Annotated in this window: 19 protein-coding genes and 1 tRNA gene; 8 read left to right on the top strand and 12 right to left on the bottom strand. The window is 47.0% G+C overall.

Translation table 11 applies throughout. The annotated features are described in order from the left end of the window. Nucleotides 1-22 precede the first annotated feature (22 nt). Nucleotides 23-721 carry a response regulator transcription factor gene (locus ACBR23_RS03940; RefSeq protein WP_340517675.1) on the top strand — a complete coding sequence of 233 codons (699 nt, stop codon included), beginning with the start codon at nt 23-25 and terminating at the stop codon, nt 719-721. A 219-nt stretch (nt 722-940) separates the two neighbouring features. On the opposite strand, the gene ACBR23_RS03935 is transcribed toward ACBR23_RS03940, so the two are convergent. The 3 genes from ACBR23_RS03935 to ACBR23_RS03925 form a co-directional block, all read right to left on the bottom strand. After that, a complete protein-coding gene (locus ACBR23_RS03935) occupies nt 941-1,243 on the bottom strand; it encodes an IS200/IS605 family accessory protein TnpB-related protein (protein ID WP_340517677.1) in 303 nt (100 codons plus the stop codon). Between the two features lie 330 nt (nt 1,244-1,573). After that, complete coding sequence (gene hemG, locus ACBR23_RS03930) at nt 1,574-3,019, bottom strand: protoporphyrinogen oxidase (protein ID WP_371118508.1); 1,446 nt, start codon at nt 3,017-3,019, stop codon at nt 1,574-1,576. A gap of 272 nt (nt 3,020-3,291) precedes the next feature. After that, complete coding sequence (locus tag ACBR23_RS03925; RefSeq protein WP_340517738.1) at nt 3,292-3,537, bottom strand: DUF2811 domain-containing protein; 246 nt, start codon at nt 3,535-3,537, stop codon at nt 3,292-3,294. A 582-nt stretch (nt 3,538-4,119) separates the two neighbouring features. Between ACBR23_RS03925 and ACBR23_RS03920 the strand changes: the two genes are divergently transcribed. Together ACBR23_RS03920 and ACBR23_RS03915 are read left to right on the top strand one after the other, a co-directional pair. Then, nucleotides 4,120-4,470, top strand: a complete 351-nt coding sequence (locus ACBR23_RS03920; RefSeq protein WP_371117823.1) for a transposase — start codon at nt 4,120-4,122, stop codon at nt 4,468-4,470. A 140-nt stretch (nt 4,471-4,610) separates the two neighbouring features. Then, nucleotides 4,611-4,802, top strand: coding sequence for a chlorophyll a/b-binding protein (locus ACBR23_RS03915; protein WP_371117824.1), 192 nt, complete (start codon nt 4,611-4,613; stop codon nt 4,800-4,802). Nucleotides 4,803-4,896: 94 nt separating this feature from the next. On the opposite strand, the gene ACBR23_RS03910 is transcribed toward ACBR23_RS03915, so the two are convergent. From ACBR23_RS03910 to ACBR23_RS03895, 4 genes are all read right to left on the bottom strand, one after another. Continuing rightward, nucleotides 4,897-5,502: a DVUA0089 family protein gene (locus ACBR23_RS03910; protein ID WP_371117825.1), complete on the bottom strand. Its 606-nt coding sequence runs from the start codon at nt 5,500-5,502 to the stop codon at nt 4,897-4,899. 638 nt (nt 5,503-6,140) lie between these two features. After that, complete coding sequence (locus tag ACBR23_RS03905; RefSeq protein WP_341738502.1) at nt 6,141-7,589, bottom strand: trypsin-like peptidase domain-containing protein; 1,449 nt, start codon at nt 7,587-7,589, stop codon at nt 6,141-6,143. A 208-nt stretch (nt 7,590-7,797) separates the two neighbouring features. Then, entirely contained in the window at nt 7,798-8,649 is an 852-nt protein-coding gene (locus ACBR23_RS03900; RefSeq protein WP_371115602.1) for a Ycf66 family protein, read from the bottom strand. 455 nt (nt 8,650-9,104) lie between these two features. Then, nucleotides 9,105-9,224, bottom strand: coding sequence for a photosystem II reaction center X protein (locus ACBR23_RS03895; protein ID WP_333272427.1), 120 nt, complete (start codon nt 9,222-9,224; stop codon nt 9,105-9,107). Nucleotides 9,225-9,350: 126 nt separating this feature from the next. Here ACBR23_RS03895 and ACBR23_RS03890 point away from each other — a divergent pair, with 126 nt between their 5' ends. Beyond that, the gene (locus ACBR23_RS03890; protein ID WP_341738500.1) at nt 9,351-9,635 is read left to right on the top strand and encodes a YggT family protein; all 285 of its coding nucleotides are present in this window, start codon (nt 9,351-9,353) and stop codon (nt 9,633-9,635) included. A gap of 115 nt (nt 9,636-9,750) precedes the next feature. Here ACBR23_RS03890 and accC read toward each other — a convergent pair whose 3' ends face one another. Then, nucleotides 9,751-11,103 (bottom strand): acetyl-CoA carboxylase biotin carboxylase subunit, encoded by a 1,353-nt coding sequence (gene accC, locus ACBR23_RS03885; protein WP_341738499.1) that lies wholly within the window; start codon nt 11,101-11,103, stop codon nt 9,751-9,753. A gap of 228 nt (nt 11,104-11,331) precedes the next feature. Here accC and ACBR23_RS03880 point away from each other — a divergent pair. Together ACBR23_RS03880 and ACBR23_RS03875 are read left to right on the top strand one after the other, a co-directional pair. Next, nucleotides 11,332-11,415, top strand: a tRNA-Leu gene (locus tag ACBR23_RS03880). A 456-nt stretch (nt 11,416-11,871) separates the two neighbouring features. After that, the gene (locus ACBR23_RS03875; protein WP_341738497.1) at nt 11,872-12,366 is read left to right on the top strand and encodes a hypothetical protein; all 495 of its coding nucleotides are present in this window, start codon (nt 11,872-11,874) and stop codon (nt 12,364-12,366) included. Between the two features lie 188 nt (nt 12,367-12,554). Here ACBR23_RS03875 and ACBR23_RS03870 read toward each other — a convergent pair whose 3' ends face one another. The 3 genes from ACBR23_RS03870 to ACBR23_RS03860 form a co-directional block, all read right to left on the bottom strand. Then, nucleotides 12,555-13,340, bottom strand: coding sequence for a photosystem II S4 domain protein (locus tag ACBR23_RS03870; RefSeq protein ID WP_371118506.1), 786 nt, complete (start codon nt 13,338-13,340; stop codon nt 12,555-12,557). 13 nt (nt 13,341-13,353) lie between these two features. Then, a complete protein-coding gene (locus ACBR23_RS03865; RefSeq protein WP_371115597.1) occupies nt 13,354-13,965 on the bottom strand; it encodes a Uma2 family endonuclease in 612 nt (203 codons plus the stop codon). A 102-nt stretch (nt 13,966-14,067) separates the two neighbouring features. Continuing rightward, nucleotides 14,068-14,574: a hypothetical protein gene (locus tag ACBR23_RS03860; RefSeq protein ID WP_371115596.1), complete on the bottom strand. Its 507-nt coding sequence runs from the start codon at nt 14,572-14,574 to the stop codon at nt 14,068-14,070. Nucleotides 14,575-14,857: 283 nt separating this feature from the next. Here ACBR23_RS03860 and serA point away from each other — a divergent pair, with 283 nt between their 5' ends. After that, entirely contained in the window at nt 14,858-16,441 is a 1,584-nt protein-coding gene (gene serA, locus ACBR23_RS03855) for a phosphoglycerate dehydrogenase (protein WP_371115595.1), read from the top strand. A gap of 358 nt (nt 16,442-16,799) precedes the next feature. After that, on the top strand, nt 16,800-17,690 hold the full coding sequence (gene prmA / locus ACBR23_RS03850) for a 50S ribosomal protein L11 methyltransferase (protein ID WP_371118504.1): 891 nt from the start codon (nt 16,800-16,802) through the stop codon (nt 17,688-17,690). 197 nt (nt 17,691-17,887) lie between these two features. On the opposite strand, the gene ACBR23_RS03845 is transcribed toward prmA, so the two are convergent. Continuing rightward, nucleotides 17,888-19,713 (bottom strand): CHAT domain-containing protein (locus ACBR23_RS03845; RefSeq protein WP_371118503.1); only part of this gene is annotated, 1,826 nt, incomplete at its 5' end.

The following is a 19,713-nucleotide window of genomic DNA, read 5'->3' as shown; positions in this document are numbered from 1 at the left end:
TTATTCAAACAAAATTGTGGTCATGACCCCAGAAAAAATCCTTGTGGTTGATGACGACCCGGCAATCCGAAATTTAATTCACCGTTTTTTAAGTCAGCAAGGTTATCAAGTTGAGTCTGGCGAGGACGGTCACACTGGTATGGAATTATTCAAGCAATTTAATCCTAAATTAGTGATTTTGGATGTAAATTTACCAGATACCACCGGCTACAGTTTGTGTAAACAAATGCAAAAGGAGACGGGCGTTTTTGTAGTCATGCTAACTAGCCGCACCGATGAACATGACAAGGTGATAGCCTTTGACTGCGGTGCTGACGACTACATTACTAAACCTTTTAGTCTTGTAGAGATTAAAATTCGCGTAGCAGCTCTTTTGAGGCGGTTGCGCCAGCAAAAAAATTCAGAGGAACCTGAAAGCCGTGTCTTCGGAAAGCTGGCTATAGATCCCTTAAGTCGGGTGGTGACTCTCGGTGGCCAGATAGTTGCTTTGACTGCACTGGAATTCGATTTGTTGTACTGTTTGGCCAGCAAACCAGGTCGCGTGTGGAGGCGTGCGGAATTGCTACAAGAAGTCTGGGACTATGAGTATGTAGGAGCCGATCGCGTAGTCGATGTCCATATCGGTCAAATTCGTCGCAAAATCGAACCCGATAGTAATCAAAATTCCATGATTCAAACCGTGCGGGGCGTGGGCTACAAATTTGTTGAGACAAGCAGCTAGAAAGTGTCAAGACCGTTCGTGTTAAACTGAACAAATCTTCATTTGCTCAGTTTAACACTTAATAAAGGTGTTACCTTTAAAGGTGCAACGGCTGCACTCGCTATCCCTTCTACTGTATAGGCATTAGGGAATACTTTTCTAGTGATTTGTAAGGAACCATTAACGTCAGCATTGAGTTTGACTCCTGACTGAGATCGAAACAAGCCTCTCTTGACACGTTTACCCAGGTAGGTATTGTGTTTGCGGGGTGTTTCTAAATCTAAAGCACTCGTCTTTGAGGTATAAGATTCTGAGCGTGACTACGACTTTGATTCCTGCTAATTGACATTTATATGCGATTTGGTCAATTAATCTTGCATGGGGAATCTGCGTGAATGACTGATTATTTCTTTTACCTATATTCAGATTCTGTTTCCAGTTCTCATTCTTACCAATTACTAAGATACCAATGATATAAGTCGGTGAGACTATATTTCTTACTACTAGCAAAGAAGTATTGACGACAGATGTAATTAGCTGCATTGTAGAGATTCTTAGATAAGAAAGATAGTCGATCTATGGACTGCCAATGCTGATGGGATTGTTTAATGATGTGTCTCTCTACTAAAATCATTCTCTCAAGAGATTTGTAAAGGTTTTACCACAAATGTTGAGTTATTTTGCTTGCTGCTCGCTACCCTCGAATTCCTCCGTGGGTGCATCTGTGTTTTGTAAATATATTCGTAGGATGCTCTAGCATGACCGCAGACAATTTATTAGTTATAACCAGAGATTTACTGCGGTCATGCTATACCCCATACAAAATCGGGATGCTCCCTCCTCCGTGGGGTCTGTTTCTTCACCAAAAATCCCTTAGCTGGTTTCTTGTAAATATTTGCTAACTTCGATCGCCCTTTCCAAACCCAGCCGCACACAATCTCCCAAAGCCACCCCGCCAACGTAATTACTAGACAAATACATCCCTGGCAAAGATTTTAAGCCTCGATCGATCTGTTGGAGGCGATCGAGATGCCCCAAATTATACTGAGGAATCGCCTGTTTCCAGAGTTTCACCGCCAACACCTTCGGCTGTGGCACATTCGGTTTGAGCAAGATGCGAGACAAATCTCGATGCACCTCGGCCACAATTTCTTCGGGGTCAAGATTGCCAATACCCGAATCCGTAGCCCCACCGATGTAACTCGTCAGAGTTTGCCAACCCGCCGGCGCGCGCGAGGCAAATAAACTGGAAGTCCAAATCGTTCCCAGAGTGCGAATTCCCTGCCCCCTCGGAATTAAATTTCCAAATCCCACCAATTTACCCTTGACATCCGACACCGGATATGCTAACACAACACAGGCAACAGTAGGGTAAGTAAAAGCTTGTAAAATGCTACTAACTTCCGGTTGCAGAGATTGCAGCAAATCCGCGGCCACATAAGCAGGCGTTGTCAGCACCACAGTCCGAGTCTCAACTTGTTGCGGCCCGTCGGGGGTAGAGAATTGGGCAATATAAGTTTTATGTTCAGTACGCTGCAAACCTGTCAGATGCCAATTCAGTTTCAGGCGATCGCCCAAGGAAGCAGCGATCGCCTCTGGCATAGCCTTCAGCCCCCCTTTAAACGAACCCAGCTCCCCCGGCTTAGTCTGAGGAATATTCGGGTCTGGAGGCATTTTTTTCGGCCGTTTCCTGGCAGAAAGCAGCGCCCCGGCCACCAGCCCGCCACCAGCATCAGCCATCTTTGTCACCCGGCCAAAAGCAGCCGCCGCGCTAAGTTGTTGAGGATCGCCGGCATAAACCCCAGACACAAAGGGCTCCACCAATCGCTGCATCACTTCCGTACCCAAATGTCGCCGGAAAAATTGAGAAACAGTTTCTTCCTCACCCTGCTGCGAAAGTGTAGCACCCATTGCCGGAGCCACAAAGCCCAAAGCCCCGAACAGAGCCCGCAGTTTCCCCGGAAAACTCAGCAACCCAGACTGAATCATCGCCCCAGGAGTCATCGGCACAGGTTGCAGCTTATTTTGCCAATATACAAACCGAGGCAATTGGCGATCGGCAAAAATCAACTCCTGCTTCAGCCCCACATCCACAGCCAACTTCATCAATTCCGGCGTCGGCGAAAAACTATTCGGGCCCTCCTCCCACAGAAACCCATGCCCTGTAGAAGTTGTGATATTCCCGCCCACACGTCCCTGACTCTCAGCAACTAAAATCTTCAGCGGATCTCCAGTCTTTGCTTCCTTGTGCAGCGCGTGGGCCAGACTCAAGCCGGTAATACCAGCACCCACAATCAAGGTGTCTACTCGGTTCGTCATTGGTAAATGCTAATTGGTAACTACTAATTGTTGAGTAACCCGTAGTTGGAGTACATCGGAATAAATCACAATATCCCATTACAGTTCACTTTTGCAACTCCTCTATAAGCGCTTCCTTCAGCTTGTGGGACGACATACTCCGTTAGTCAACCTCAGAAAATCGTCAACTTACTCAGAGAACCATTTTAGCGTAATCGATGAAGACGCTTAGGGAAGTTTAAGTTTCAACCCCGCCCTATAAGTGCCACGCCAAATCAGAGATGTTAAGCGTGCTATACATTATTGCTGTGCAAGTCTTGAGGGGACTGAAACAGCGTCTCCAGATAAACTCTTGCCGCTTGGCGATAGCTACGGGAAGCCTCCGGGGTGCCACTGTCGGCATTCTGCAACAAAAACAGCGACAAGGAAGCACAGAAAACTCGGTCTAGATCCCATTCAGGATGAGTTTCCAAGTAGGTTTTGAGGGAATCATGCAGCGTTTCGGGAATTTCGGCAAAAATACTGACTGTTGGGTTCATCATTTTTTTTAGTCTCGCTAATAAATTGAAAATAGAACCCACCTTTCGGCCGGATACAGGTCTAGACACTGCCGAAACCAGAGTATTTTTTTTAGGTAGGTCGCATCATTGTGCGCTATGAGGGGGTAGGTTTGTCAATGTGGCGAAATATTACAAAGTCCTTTAGATAAAAAAAAGATTTACGAAAGAATCAGCCTTTGAGTACATTTTTTGTTACATATTTTTATATTCTTTAGAAAAACCGAAGGCTGGGGGAGCAAGTTAACAAAATCCCCAATACCGCAGCAAGATCCGACAGCGCCGTTGATTTCTGTGGAAAACTTTGTCAAATCTGTGGAAAACCTGCAACTTGCCTGTGGAAACGCTGTGGAATATTGCGGAAAAACTAAGGGAAAAAATAAGAATTGCGAAGGGGGATGGGTATTGTTGATGGTTGATCAGTGACTATTGACTGGAGTTTAGACTAAGCAGGGCTTGCTGAATAATCGATCGCAAATCAATAACAAGAGCGATCGATATATTCAAGCCGAGGTAAACATGAGTTTTTCCTGCCTCAATTTGAGTTAAATATAAGCGCCGATTATGTTGAGCCCAAAAACAGGGATTGTTTTCCCGGAACGGCATAAAAACACACAAAAAACCCGATACCACCAGGTAGAAATGTTGATTGCTAAAAAGTTAGACAGGAAGATTCACCGACTTGAAAAAAAGCTAGCCCGTCAACAAAAAGACTCTAAGAGAAGAAATGCAAGCCACCTTCAGATTGCCAAATTGCACAACGAGATAGCAGACATCCGCACAGACTTCCTGCACAAACTGTCAACTAAAATAGTTAACGAAAACCAAGTGATTGTTTTGGAAGATTTCAAGGTGTCAGGAATGGTCAATAATCGCAAGCTTGCTAGAGCAATTAACCAGCTTGCGATGGTATGAATTCCAAATGTTGTGCGAAGCAAAATCTGATAAGCTCGATCGCCAATTTAGGATCGTTAGTCTAAACTCCAGTGATTTTACTAATAAGTGCTATTTTGCTATAAAATTTTAAATCAACACTCAACACTCACCACTTTTCAATGAAATCTAAAACTCCTGCTTCCCCAACACCATCAAGCCCAGAGTCAGCCGAAAAAGCAGAACCTGCCTTTGGCTGGAACGCCTACGCGGAACAAATCAACGGACGATTTGCCATGGTAGGATTCGTGGCAATTCTGTTGCTCGAATTCTTCACAGGCGAGAATTTTTTTACCTGGCTAGGTTTGGGTTAAATCACTAAAAAACGGAAGGTGAAAAATAAATTATTATCCAATTTTCACCTTCCCCGTAGATGTTTGAAATCCGAGAACATCGATTTATAAATTATTAATTCTTAATGACTTCCCGGACTTTCAAACTGTACTTTCCTTTACCTTTGGGCGGTGAATCAAAAGCATTGACAATTACTTTGTAGCTACCACTGGCCGACAAAGTAACAGTCAATTCCGAATTGGAGTTTTGCTCAGTAGCATCATCATTTTCTGCAAGCAACTCGCCTTTGGAGTTGAAGACAGCCAAATAAGTATCAAACTCGCCACTTTCTAAAGACACAACTACTGTCTGGCCTGTCGTGCCTTCAAAGGTATATTCATCATATAAACTGCTGTCTGAGGGCAGTACGGAAGACTTAGCCGGAGTCAGTTCTCCTTGTTTATCCAAAATGACTTTAGACGATCCGGCAGCAGGAATAGGCAAAGCTGAGGGAGTTGGTATGGCTGATGGCGAAGACTTAGGAGTAGCTTGAGCTAAAACATGATTAATATCCCTGTTAGTATGAGGAGCATTCTGAGAAAATCCTGCGGCAATTAGGGTAGAATTACCGGGCGCTAAAACTCCACTCGCATCGAAAACTGGCGAGGAAGCAACGGGCTTGGCTGAAACAGTAGCTAGCAGAGCAATTGGCGCGATCGCCCAAAATCTAACTTGACGCATGAATTACCTCAGTTTTTGATGAAGGAAGAAGAACCCCCCCCTGCCCCCCCCTAGGGGGGAAATTCAGGCAGAAGGAAGAAGGAAGAAGAACCCCCCCCTGCCCCCCCCTAGGGGGGAAATTCAGGCAGAAGGAAGAAGGAAGAAGAACCCCCCCTGCCCCCCCCTAGGGGGGAAATTCAGGCAGAAGGAAGAAGAACCCCCCCCTGCCCCCCCCTAGGGGGGAAATTCAGGCAGAAGGAAGAAGGAAGAAGAACCCCCCCCTGCCCCCCCTAGGGGGGAAATTCAGGCAGAAGGAAGAAGAACCCCCCCCTGCCCCCCCCTAGGGGGGAAATTCAGGAAGAAGGAAGAAGAACCCCCCCCTGCCCCCCCCTAGGGGGGAAATTCAGGCAGAAGGAAGAAGGAGGAAGAACCCCCCCCTGCCCCCCCCTAGGGGGGAAATTCAGGCAGAAGGCAGAAGGAAGAAGAACCCCCCCCTGCCCCCCCCTAGGGGGGAAATTCAGGCAGAAGGAAGAAGGAAGAAGAACCCTCCCCTACCCCAGGGCGGTTTCATTCTGCAAAAAACGAGGGCTTTGTAGGGGTAGTGCCCCCGTGCCTACCCCCCCACTCATAACTAATTCCCAATTACTAATTTTCAACTTTTAGCGGACTGTTAGAGTGTAACGCCCCCGGCCCGAAGCGTCGTAAGCATTGACAATGACACGATAGCGACCCGTAGCGGGTAAAGTAACGCTTAGAGACGCATTTTTAGTCGCATCGCTCTCATCATCATTTTCTGCTACTAATCGACCATTAGGGCCAAACAGAGCCACATAGGGATCGAACTCTTTACTTTCGAGGGAAATATCCACAGACTGACCCGATCGACCTTCAAAAGTATACTCTCGATACAGACTGTTGTCAGAGGGTAGTACCTGAGCTCCTGGGGCTAAAGTACCTTCTTCTTGCAAAATCGCCCTGGCCGCTTGGGTAGAAGCTGCGGCTTTCAGTTCTAGTGTATAAGCTCCCGACTGCCTGGCCTGGTTGGAATTTGCCAATAAGGTGTAAGTGCCGTTTGCTGGTAGCCTGACTGTAATTCGGGCATTGTTACTGCCTGCGCCGTCATCATCTTGAGCGATTTGCCGCCGATCGGGGCCGAGCAAGATTAAATAAGGGTCAATTTCTTGACTTTTCATTTCAATTGTGATTCGCTGACCTGCTTTTCCTTCAAAGGAGTAGAGGTCGAAAAAGCTGTTGTCTCCCGGCAGAACGCTAGACTGGTTGGTGAGTTTGCCACTGATTGCTGGCCCGTTGAGTGCTAGTTTTGCAGGTGATTTGTTACCAAAGGGCGATCGTGTCTGAGCAACGCGGGGAGCTCGCCCTTCTCTTACCGCCGTCAGGAAAGCGGGCACTTTGTCTATGGAAATGGCAAAACCGATGCCGATATTGCCTCCGCCCTGACCGCGAGTAAAAATAGAAGTGTTGACTCCGATTAATTCTCCCGAACTGTTAAGCAGTGGACCTCCTGAATTGCCGGGATTGATGGCTGCGTCTGTTTGAATCAAGCTTCGTTGTTGGTCGATGCGGCTGACAATTCCGACGGTAAAAGTACCTTGAAATCGACCGAAAGGATTGCCGATCGCAAATGCTTGTTGTCCCACTTTCACCGAACCGGGACGGGCTAAAGGAATTGTCGGTAAATTGTTTTGACCCCGCATTTTAACTACGGCTAAGTCTAAGCCTTCTTCCCCAAATCCAATGACATCGGCTGGGACTTTTTTGCCATCTGACAAAATTATATTGACAGTACCGCCGGCGGAAACAACATGGGCGTTGGTTAAAACCATGCCGTCGGGGCTGATAATTGTGCCGCTACCGTTGGATTTATCTGTATCGACGGTAACAACCGCCGGACTGGCTCGTTCGTAAACGCGAATATTAGTTTGTTCTTCGATATTTTGGGCGATCGCACCCTGTCTATCCAGCGACTTAAATTCAGTAACATCTGGTGATGACTGCACAGGGGATGTGGTAACAACGGCGGTGGCGCTGGCTGAAACCCCCATTGTTAAAATTCCCGATATTGCTAAACTTAAAAGTTTGAAATTCATGGCGATCGATGAGTATTTAGCTGTCGGTTGTGATCTGTGTTGTCTCTGCGTTTATCTGCGGTTTCCCACTCCCCATTCACAGTTTTTTGGATCGTAATTCTCCGATCGCGATCGCCAGTAGATGGGCATCAATCAAATGTAACTGGTATTTTGCCGGTGATATTGACACCAGAAATATTAAATTTCACCCATCTACTTAGCACTTCCCCTAGTTGTCGAAATTGGGGGAATTATCCGGTTGGTCTTCCGGGTGTTCTACTGGTCGATACTCGACGTAATCTGAGGGTGGTGCTTGCACATCCGGGCTACTAGGGCGAGACTTCCCTCCTTCGGCGGGACGGGTTTTTTTGGTTCTCGGTGTCCCATCGCTGCGGTTATCGGAAGTTGGGGGGCGGCTGTTACGGCTGCGAGTCGGTTTTTCATCGGGATTGTCTGAAATGTCCCAACGGTCCGATCGGTCCGAACGCTCCGATCGGTCCGAACGCTCCGAACGCTCCGAGCGCTCTGGGGCCTGGTTTTCGGGGCGAGAGGGGCGTTTGCGGGACGATCGCTCAGGTCTATCGGGTTTAGATATATCAATGCTGCTGTTGCGACGGTCGGGACGGCGGCGAGGTTCATCGTCGTAGCCTTCCCGCGAAGCACGATAATCTTGACTACCTCTAATCCGGGGACGCTGGGGATAGTCTTCCTCTGGTTCTAGCTGCTCAATGTCAGCATCGTAGCCCTCATAACCGTAGGCGTTGCTGACGGGTCTATCTTCATCGATATATTGTGCCCGGCTTTTAGCTTGGGCGGTGGTTGCTCCCCGCAGCTTAATACTTTCGGCTGCAAAAAATATGGCGGAACCGGTGAGCATGAATTGACCAAAGGCCAGAATTGGATCTAGCCGCCAGCCTTGAAATAATAGAATACCGCCACAAAGTAGACCTACTGCTGCAAAAAAAATATCGTGGTCTCGTGCTAGCTTGGGACGCCAAGATCGTAGAAAGTAAAGTCCCGCGCCAGCTACTGCTAGGATGATCCCCAGCAGGCTGCTCCAGTTTAATCCTAAATTAACCATTACCCTATCTCCTATTTCTGTTCTATATTAGCGAGTTAGATGTTTACATTTTTACTTAAATCTGCTATTCCGACTTGGCTGGATGAGGGTCTCATCCGCTTTGCAGCTTGGGAATTGACATAATATTGACTAATACAGAGTCTGAACTGCTCATATAAAATCCTGTCTTCATCGTCCTGTATTAAACTCTCTCTTCTCTTCCTTCGCGTCCTTAGCGCCTTCGCGGTTAAATCATTCCGATACAACCGGAATTGATATCACCGGGCTACAGGTAGAGCGAGGGACTTTCCGGCGGTGTCAGTTAACGGGAAAAACCTCAGCTTGGCAGTTCTAGAAGGTTTTGCCTTCTGAGTTGCTTACAGCCGAGGTTTCGGAACTAGGGAAATGCCCGACGTCCAGCCATAGCTACAGCCGACAATTGACTTTGACGCCGGACTTGGATCTTTAGAGATGTTTTAGGTGCGCTTAATTTTGTCTTTTTGGCTGATGAAGATTAGGGCGATCGTTGCTGGAATTACCACCACACTAACGCCGACCAGCAGGCTGTACAGAAAATTCGCGAGTGAAGGAGTCATAGATTCAAAGCCTTTGTTACAACAATTTGATTTTTATTAATTTTATACTTTCGATCGCACCAGGGAAACAGTTAAAATTATGAATACCTGACTTAACAAAACTTAAAATTTCGACACAATAACTCTATGACTGGTATTACCGTTACAAGTTGGATTCTGGGCTCTGTCCTAGTGGTGATGACTTTGCTGTTCATTTTCCGCATCGTTCTGACTTGGTATCCGCAGGTCAACCTCAGCAAACTGCCATTGAGCTTGATTGCTTGGCCCACGGAACCTTTTTTAGTCGTAACTAGAAAAATTGTACCCCCGATCGGCGGGGTGGACATTACGCCGATTATTTGGGTTGGCATCTGTAGCTTGCTGCGAGAAATGATTCTCGGTCAGCAGGGGCTACTGACGATGATGATGTAGGAATGGGGAATTGGGCATGGGGCATCGCTGCACTGGGCATCGCTGCACTGGGCATGGGGCATCGGTTAGTTGCCTACTGCCTACTGCCTACTGCCTACTGCCAATTGCCTACTGCCTACTGACTATTATTCATGAACTGTTCCACAAAGTTCGTGTAAACTTCGCCCCTGAGAAATTCCGGGCTGTCGAGGATTTTTTGGTGGAAACTGAGGGTGGTGGGAACACCGGTAATCGCACATTCCCGCAGTGCTCGTTTCATCCTGCGAATGGCTGAAGGTCGATCGCGCCCCCAGACTATCAACTTACCAATTAAAGAATCGTAGTAAGCCGGTATTTCATAATCAGTGTAAACGTGAGAGTCCATCCGCACCCCTGGGCCGCCGGGAGGCAAAAAGCCCGTGATTATGCCTGGATGAGGCCGGAAATTGCGATCGGGGTCTTCGGCATTGATCCGACACTCGATCGCATGGCCGTTAAGGATTACTTGGTTTTGCTTGATTTGCAGTTTTTCTCCTTGGGCGATCCGAATTTGTTCCGCGATCAAGTCAAGGCCTGTAATCATCTCCGTCACTGTATGTTCTACCTGAATCCGGGTGTTCATTTCCATGAAGTAGAACTTGCCCGATTTGTCAAGCAAAAATTCCACTGTTCCTGCACCCGTGTAGTTGATGGATTTGGCCGCGGCAATGGCGGCGTGACCCATTTGATCTCGCAGTTTCTGGCTGAGGGCTGGGCTGGGGGCTTCTTCCAGGAGTTTTTGGTGTCGGCGCTGAATCGAACAATCTCTTTCGCCGAGGTGGATGACGTTACCGTAGTTGTCGGCGAGGATTTGGATTTCGATATGCCGGGGTTTTTCGATGAATTTTTCTAGGTAAAGTCCCGGATTGCCGAAGGCTGCATCGGCTTCGCCTTGGGCTGCACTAAATAGCTTGGGGAGTTCCGATGGTTCTCTGACTAGCCTCATGCCACGGCCTCCACCGCCGGCTGTGGCTTTGATCATCACAGGATAGCCGATTTCACGGGCGATCGACAAAGCTTCGTGTTCATCCGCCAGCAATCCTTCACTACCGGGAACTGTGGGGACTTTCACCCGCTGCATAGTTTCTTTAGCCGTGGATTTGTCGCCCATTGCCCGCATCGCAGCAGGACTAGGACCAATGAACGTAATTTGATGATCGGCGCAGATTTCCGCAAATCGGGCATTTTCCGCGAGAAAGCCATAGCCAGGGTGAATGGCTGCGGCATTCCGCGTCAGGGCTGCGGCGATGATGTTGGGAATGTTTAAATAGCTTTTGCTGCTGGTGGGGGGGCCGATACAAACGGCTTCGTCTGCCAACTGGACGTGCAAGGCGTGCTTGTCTACGGTGGAGTGAACGGCGACCGTGGCAATCCCCATTTCCTCGCAGGTGCGTAGTATGCGGAGGGCGATTTCTCCGCGATTAGCGATTAAAATTTTCGAGAACCCCATCTTCGGTGCTTATTCACTCAATATTCTGTAGAATAATCCCTTTCGGTATCTTCTGGATAATGGTTTCCCATAAATTCTTAACAAAAATTTATTTTACAATTTACTGATAATGGTGCTATGATTTTAAATCGGTGGTCTCAAGGGGCTAGTCACAAGTTAAAATTCAGGAACCTCAACCTGTGCATCTTTAACTCGTAACGCAAAAAATCCCAGAGATAGTCAAAAAGAGCGGATGTGGCGGAATTGGTATACGCGCACGCTTGAGGTGCGTGTGGCATTATGTCCTTGCGAGTTCGAGTCTCGCCATCCGCATTGAATAGGTAAAACAACTGTTGGCAGTTTTTGCTGTTGGCAGTTGTTTTGTTTTTGATTGTGATTGTGAGTGGCCAGAAACCGGGTTTTTTGGAGATATATCGGAAAAAACCCGGTTTCTCGCCATACCCAAAATCTCAGAAACCGGGTTTTTAGCCAAATCATCGACTGTAATCAACTATTCTGGAAAAAACCCGGTTTCTCGCCCCACCCAAAATCTCAGAAACCGGGTTTTTAGCCAAATCATCGACTGTAATCAACTATTCTGGAAAAAACCCGGTTTCTCGCCACCCCGCGCATCCATTTTTTGAGTATGACAGCGACGAAGATGATGCGCCTAAACGGTGTCACATTCTAGTATGGTTGCAAGATAATCCCCAAACTTTGCAATTGGCAACCTCAACTTTTAATTATTCTGTGATGAATCTGTTGTGTTCTCGTGCTAAAATCATATTTGTGTATTGCGCAGCTCGGAAAAACTATCGCAAAGCACAGCAAATTGTCGGCGATTTAGAAAAGAAGCTTCCTGAATTCGGTGAAATTGAAAGAGAACAAGATAGAATTGAACAGGTGGAATTCGATCGCGAAAAGGAAGAGAGAGAACGTCAGCGCGATCGCGAACAAATACAATTGTACAGGCAAAAGGAAGAAGAAGAGAAAATTCGCGATCGCCAACAGATGGAATTATACCAGCAAAACGAAGACAAAGAGAAAAAGCGCGATCGCCAACTTGAGAATATCATCTTTTTTGTCGGAACTGCGATCGGCGGCGGACAAATCTTTTCCGCAGCCTATCCTCTCATCAAGGATACACCGATTCGCTGGCAACCCGATTTTTCTCTCCCGCTGCATCCCTTTGCTGCGACAATTTTGTGGAGTCTGCTGTTTGGCTTAGTATTTGGCTTGTTAATGCTGGGTGTCGCCGTGTTGATTAGGAAAATATTTAGATAATTTGGATTTAGGACTTACGCATACAATCATAGAAACCGGGTTTTTTTCCAGATAACCGACTGTATCGATATTCTTGGTAAAAACCCGGTTTCTGGGGCCACGCATCACAGCTAAAGAAACCGGATTTTTCGGAGTTTTTGGGTGGTGTAACAATACTCTCGGAAAAAACCCGGTTTCTGGCCTATAAATTACAAATACCGAGTTAATTGTACTCGATAGCGTTCCTTCTTGGTAACAGCAACTTCTCCTATTTCCAATCTTCCCTTGCCGCTAACAGCGATTAAATCTCCAGACTTGACATTATAACTAGCTTGAGTGATGTCTTTCCAATTAACTCGCACGTCGCCGCTGTCAATTAAATCGACCATTTTGCTGCGAGACATGGCGAATCCAGCCGAAGCCACAGCATCTAATCTCATGGAGGCTTCAACTGTGGTCATTTCTTTCTTTTTCGGTTCCCTAATTTTGAGCTCGCTCAACTCAATGCGCCGAGTTTTGACTGGAACCGATCGCACTTGTTGCAAACTCATCTCCAAATACTCTACCATCTCAGGCATCACGATCGCCTGGGCCCCACGTTCACCCAACACAATCACATCACCCGTTTTCTCCCGCACAATTCCCGTGCCCAACATCGCCCCCAAAAAGTCGCGGTGAGAAGCTGTATCGAACAGGAAATTACCGGCGATTTCTACCGCAGCAATGTTAACACTACCAGAGTCGATCGCAATTTCCGATCGCGCGATCGCAATTCTTTGCCTTTCCGCCTGCGGATAACCACCCCAAGCCACCAACTCCACATCACTCAAACGCTTAAATACAATCTTAGCTTCCGCCAATTCTGGAGGCGACATAAAATCAGTCTGAGTAACCTCCCAAGTTTTAATAGCTTGTTCAGCGCAGTCAATGACTCGCGCCACCGATTCGCGATTTTCAATCCCTTTTAACAGTTCTTCTCTTTGCAAACTTGCCATAATTTACATCACTCTACAAAATATCGCTTAAATCTAAAACAAAACCGGGCAATACATCCTCACCTGACAAAGTTGCAGGGGAATATATAATTTCCACATTTCTATCGGGGCGGGAGATTTCAACTTGTCTATTTTTGCGATCGAGCAACCATCCCAACTTTGCTCCATTTTTGATGTACACTTTCATTTTAGCCCGCAATTTTTCTAATGAATCGCTAGCCGATTCCCTACGGGATAGCTTCGCTTCACGCAATTCCACTACAAAATCGGGACAAATGGGCGCAAATTTCTCTTTTTGTTCGGGAGTTAAGGCATCCCATCTGTCGCGTCGCACCCAAGCAGAATCAGGAGAAATATCTGAACCGTCGGGCAGTTTGAATCCACTAGAAGAGTCGAAAACAACTCCTAAATTGTTTTGAATATTCCAAGCTGTAAGTTGAAAGTTTAAGCCAGAATTTCGTCTGCCAGTCTCGCTACCCGTAGGTGACATGATAATCAATTCTCCATTAGCCGTGCGTTCAAATCTTAAATCCCGGTTGTTTTGACACAACTGAAAAAACTGCTCATCAGTTAATTCGAGAGTTAATTCTAGGGGAGAATGTAGGGCGATAGTTTGTGATTCCATAACTGTCTCCAAAGATTAATTGAGTAGAATGAAAACAGCCAACTGCCAACTGCCAACTGACAACTGCCAACTGACAACTGCCAACTGACAACTGCCAACTAACTATGTTTCTGTATAACCTTGCATATTTTCCGGTTCAAACTGCCGCAAAATATTAGCAGCCTTTCCAGTCAAATCATCAGTACCCTTCACCGCAATCAAAAACTTACCCGCATTCAAACGGTTGCGGTAGGGTAAAGCATCGCCGCTACCAAAAGCCATACCACCCGCGCCTCCCACAAACACACTACCCATCGCAGCAGCGATCGCACCTAATACCCCACCGATGACATGATCGCCTATTTCTCCCGCCCAGGCAAAAGTCTTCAACTCAGTGATTAGACTGAAAGTAAAGCCAGCAATAAACCCAAAAGGTATCAACCAAATAGCCATCAGTTTAGCTTGTTTCTTTGCTTGTTGATTCGGGTCGATCAAACCAAATTCATCCGCAGTTTTGTAGCCGCGGCCCAAAATACTTACCTGTTTCATCGGTAAGCCTTCTTTTTCCAGAGCACAATAGGCAGCTTCGGCTTGCATTCGATCGGGGAGTACGGCAATAAGATAATTCATTAAACACAATTCCTGATAGTTCAGCTAAGATAGCTAAAATTTATTATAACCCGAAAAGACTTACTAGCTAAGCAGTTCGGGGATTTGAAGCCGGTTTGAGAGTGCGATCGACCACAAACCTAAAATATTTCAAGCAAAAACGACCTGTCTAGACCAAATACATATACAATTCAAACTGCACAAAGCCAAAATTAAGCTCAGCAGTAAGATACTGCTCCCAGTCTTAGCCTTTACTTTGAGCTCGCTGGGCCTATTTTTACTGAATTCCACTCAATTGCTTGCTATGCCTAAAGTTTTAGTATCCGATCCGATCGACCAAGCCGGAATTGATATCCTCTCTCAAGTCGCTCAAGTTGATGTCAACACAGGTTTGTCAGCAGCAGAACTGGTAAGAATTATTCCAGATTACGACGCTTTAATGATCCGTTCTGGCACCCAAGTTACCAAAGAAATCATCGAAGCCGGCAACTTACTCAAAATCATCGGGCGCGCCGGAGTCGGCGTAGACAACGTAGATGTACCCGCCGCCACTCGCAAAGGAATTGTAGTCGTCAATTCTCCCGAAGGTAACACGATCGCCGCCGCCGAACACGCGATCGCCATGATGCTGTCCATGTCCCGCCACATCCCAGAAGCCAACGCATCTGTCAAAAGTGGTAAATGGGAACGCAACCGCTTCATCGGCGTAGAAGTTTACAAAAAAACCCTCGGTATCGTCGGTTTGGGCAAAATCGGCTCCCACCTAGCCGCCGCCGCCAAAGCAATGGGCATGAAACTGCTAGCCTACGACCCCTTCATTTCCACCGAAAGAGCCGAACAGTTGGGCTGTCGCTTAGTAGAACTAGAACTGCTGATGCGCGAATCTGACTACATCACGCTACACATCCCCAAAACCCCCGAAACCCTGCACCTAATCAACGCAGAAGTGCTGTCGAAAATGAAGCCCACGGCCCGCATCATTAACTGCGCCAGAGGTGGCATCATCGACGAAGCAGCCCTCGCTGAAGCCATAAAAGAAGGGAAGATTGCCGGCGCTGCGATCGACGTTTACGAACACGAACCCCTCGAAGCTGATTCTCCTCTGCGGAGTGTGGGCCAAAACATCGTGCTCACACCCCACTTGGGTGCATCGACAGCCGAAGCTCAGGTGAATGTGGCGATCGACGTTGCCGAACAAATCCGTGATGTACTGTTAGGATTACCAGCGCGATCGGCTGTTAACATACCAGGAATTTTCCCAGATTCGATCGAAAAACTCAAACCATACCTGCAACTGGCCGAAACCCTAGGCAACCTCGTCAGCCAGCTAGCGGGAGGCCGAGTCGATTACCTCAACGTCCAACTCCAAGGCGAATTAGCAAATAATCAAAGCCAGCCCGTAGTCGTCGCCGCCCTCAAAGGATTGCTCTCCCAAGCCCTCAGAGAGCGCGTTAACTACGTCAACGCCAGCATCGAAGCCAAAGAACGTGGCATTCGCGTCGTCGAAACCAGAGATGCCTCCATTCGCGACTACACAGGCTCTCTGCACCTGATGGCCAAGGGAACCCTGGGCGAACACACCGTCACTGGTGCTGTCCTCGGCGAAAACGAAATTCGGATTACCAGCGTGGACGATTTCCCCGTCAACGTTTCCCCGACTCACCATATGTTATTTACCTTGCACCGCGATATGCCGGGAATTATTGGCAAAATTGGTTCTCAGTTGGGCAGTTTTAATGTCAATATTGCCAGTATGCAGGTAGGGCGTAAAATCGTGCGCGGTGACGCGGTGATGGTTCTGAGCCTCGACGATCCTCTGCCAGAGGGGATTTTGGCTGAAATCATCAAAGTTCCAGGAATTCGGGATGCTTACACGGTAAATCTTTGAGGTATTTTAGATTTTAGGTTTTGAATTGGGGGACTGATCCCGCCCCATTGGTGTCAACTTAACGTCAAACCCAGTCAGAGACTGCTGTTTGACTATTAAGCCTAGATCCCCCCTAGCCCCCCTTAAGAAGGGGGGGACAAGAGTCTTCTCAAAGTCCCCCTTCCCCCCTTGGGGGGGGCTAGGGGGGGGTGGGGATTTAGGGGGATCTAGACTCAGGTAAAAACCAGATTTCTCAGGGCTTTCAGGCTTAAGTTGACACCAATGATCCCGCCCTTGCTCCCAATCTAAAATCTCAAATCGCAAGTTCTCAGTCTCTCTCCCCCAATCTACAATCTAAAATCTCCAATCTAAAATCCTTATGGCACATAGCTGGTGGGAAATTCGAGTTCTTTGCGATCCGGCGTTGGAAGATATCATCTTCTGGCGCTTGGAAATGTTCGGCTGTCAGGGAAGTGTCAGCGAGATGAAAAGTAATTCTTGTCTGATGTCGGCTTACCTCCCGGAAGAAAAGGCGGGATTGTTGGATTTGGCCGCCCTGTCGCTGTGGCTGCGCCAAGATGCCCTGTGCGCGGGTTTGCCTTTACCAGCGATGCAGTGGGATTTGATTGAGGAAGAGGATTGGGGCAGCACTTGGAAGCAGCATTGGCAGCCTCAAGAAATTGGCGATCGCTTTTTAGTTTATCCCGCTTGGCTACCAATACCGCATAATCCCGATCGCATCATTTTACGTTTAGATCCCGGTGTCGCTTTCGGTACCGGTGCCCACGCCACCACTCAGCTTTGTCTGGAGTCGCTGGAAATGCGCCTCGGTTTTGATGACAAAGAGTGTATCATTGCCGATATTGGCTGCGGATCGGGTATTTTGTCGATCGGCGCGGTGTTATTAGGCGCTACAAAAGTTTATGCTTTGGATACCGATCCTTTGGCAGTGCGATCGACCATTAGCAACAGACAACTCAACCGAGTTAATTCTCAGCAGTTGGTTACAGAACTCGGTAGTATCGATCGGCTAAAAGAAATGGTCGATGAGCCTTTAGATGGTTTCATGTGCAACATTTTAGCAGAAGTAATCATTGATTTAATCCCGCAATTCACTGAAATTAGCAAACCAACTACTTGGGGAGTTCTCAGCGGCATTTTACTCGACCAAGCTAAACCAATTGCTGATACTCTCGAACAGCATGGTTGGATTGTCGCTACTTTGTGGAAGCGCCAAGATTGGTGTTGTTTTAACATTCGGCGTAGTTAACAATCTGAGATTTTAGATACATATATTAGTAGTAGGATGCGTCAGTTGCGATGATTTTCGATGCGTATCGAATCCTTACAAACAGACGCACCTTACAAATTTTAGGGCAGCATTCTGTCTGTAGAAGCTCTGCTATTATGAAAGCATAATCAGCCGCCGAGTGACTCGTGCCATAACGAACCCAAATTCGGCATCAACTACCGCCCATCCCCAATTAAAATAAACGGCGACCAATAAAACGGATGCCGACCAATTTGACTCAACTTAGCTTGCCGCAATGCTTCATTTTTACTCATCCCCTTATTGATATTTTGATAAAACTCAACCATCAACTCTTGAGTAGATGAATCCGAAACACTCCACAAACTCGCCATCACAGCTTGTGCGCCCGCACGCTCAAATACATAGGCAACTCCCGATATTTCTTCACCGTTAGAATTCGCTTGCATAGCAGTTTGACACGCGCTTAAGGTGAGGAGTCTGGTGTTTTGCAATCCTAATAACGCGGCATCGGCAATATTGTATTGGCTGTCAGCAAATAGCAGTGTATTTTCCTCCATGCCCAATTTGGGACAGCCTCCCTGTTGGAAACAGCCGTGAGTTGCTAGGTGCAAAAAGGGAAAGCGGGGTGCTTGAAGTTTGAATTGGTCGAGGGTAGCGGCATTGCCGATATAGGCGGAACTGCCAGGGAATAATTGAGCAATATTTCTCACTTCTGCTTCGGAACCGGGTAGATTTTGGGGCAGACGAGGGATGGGATTTCCTAATGCTAAGATGCCGCCTTGTAAAGTCGAATTGGGAATTGACCTTGTGGAAATGCGGGTGAGATAGTTGACGGGATATTTCTGGATGAGAAATTCATCAGTTTTTTCGTCATACAGCGTTTCAAAGGGGATGTAGCGCAGTTTTCCCGTCGCGATGATGCTCAATTGTTTGGCGGAAGTAGCTTTAATTTGGTCTTCGACCGGACGAATCAGGATTTCGTAGAGTTTGCTGCCTGTTACGGCGAAGTTAGTGTCGCCAGTATTTTGGAGTTGTTCTCCGTATTGAGTCAGGAGTTTGTCGAATTCTGCGGGGTCGATCGCAATTCTTTTAACACTTAAACTGTCTTTTGTCAAGACAAATAGGGCGACGGTATTGGGGACATTTTTGACATTTGTGAGCAAGACGGGTTGAATGACAACGGTATCTGGTGCGATACTTGCTTTCAGTTGGGCGATGTCTTTGGGTGTGGTTTCAAAGAGTTCGGCGACTTCGGGGAATTGGCGGCGGATTTTTTCTGCAAGTTTGCTGTTTTCTTCCTGAAGTTGATTGATTTTTTGGGAAAGTTGGTCGGAAAATTTCTCTTGTAATTGGCGAGATAAGAATTGAATTTGTTGACTTCTTTGATTCCACTGGTCAATTAATTGCTGTGCTTCTGGGTTTTTGACTTTGGCGTTGATGAGGCGGGTGTAGTCGGCTAGATCGGCTGTGGTGGCGATGTTGACCCATTCAAAGGCGCGATCGGCTTGGTTTTGGTCGATGAGGATGTCAACAAGTCCAACTGCGCTACCTCTTTTACCTTCTAAAAACTTTTGGCGATTTTCTCGCTGTAAACCACTCCGTATTTCTAAGGTGATTTGGACTGATTGCTGCAAATTTTCGATCGCTTCAGTCGGTTGCTTTGTATCTCGGTAGACTGCACCAATATTACTTAAAATAGTAGCTTCTTCAGAACGATATCTTAGTTTTTGGATAATAGGTAAAGCTTGGTTATAGTATTTCAATGCTTCTTGCGGTTGCGAGATACTTTTGTAAGCGAAACCAATATTATTCAAAGTAGTAGCTTCCCCAGAGCGATCGCCCACTTCTCGCCTAATTGGTAAAACTTGATTATAGTATTTCAATGCTTCTTGCGGTTGAGAGATGGTGTCGTAGACTCCACCAATATTATTCAAAGTAGTAGCTTCCCCAGAGCGATCGCCCACTTCTCGCCTAATTGGTAAAGCTTGATTATAGTATTTCAATGCTTCTTGTGGTTGAG

It is taken from the genome of Microcoleus sp. (genome assembly GCF_041354475.1).
Classification (GTDB): domain Bacteria; phylum Cyanobacteriota; class Cyanobacteriia; order Cyanobacteriales; family Microcoleaceae; genus Microcoleus.
Note: the sequence above shows the minus strand (reverse complement) of the source record. Positions and strands in the feature narration are given on the sequence as shown.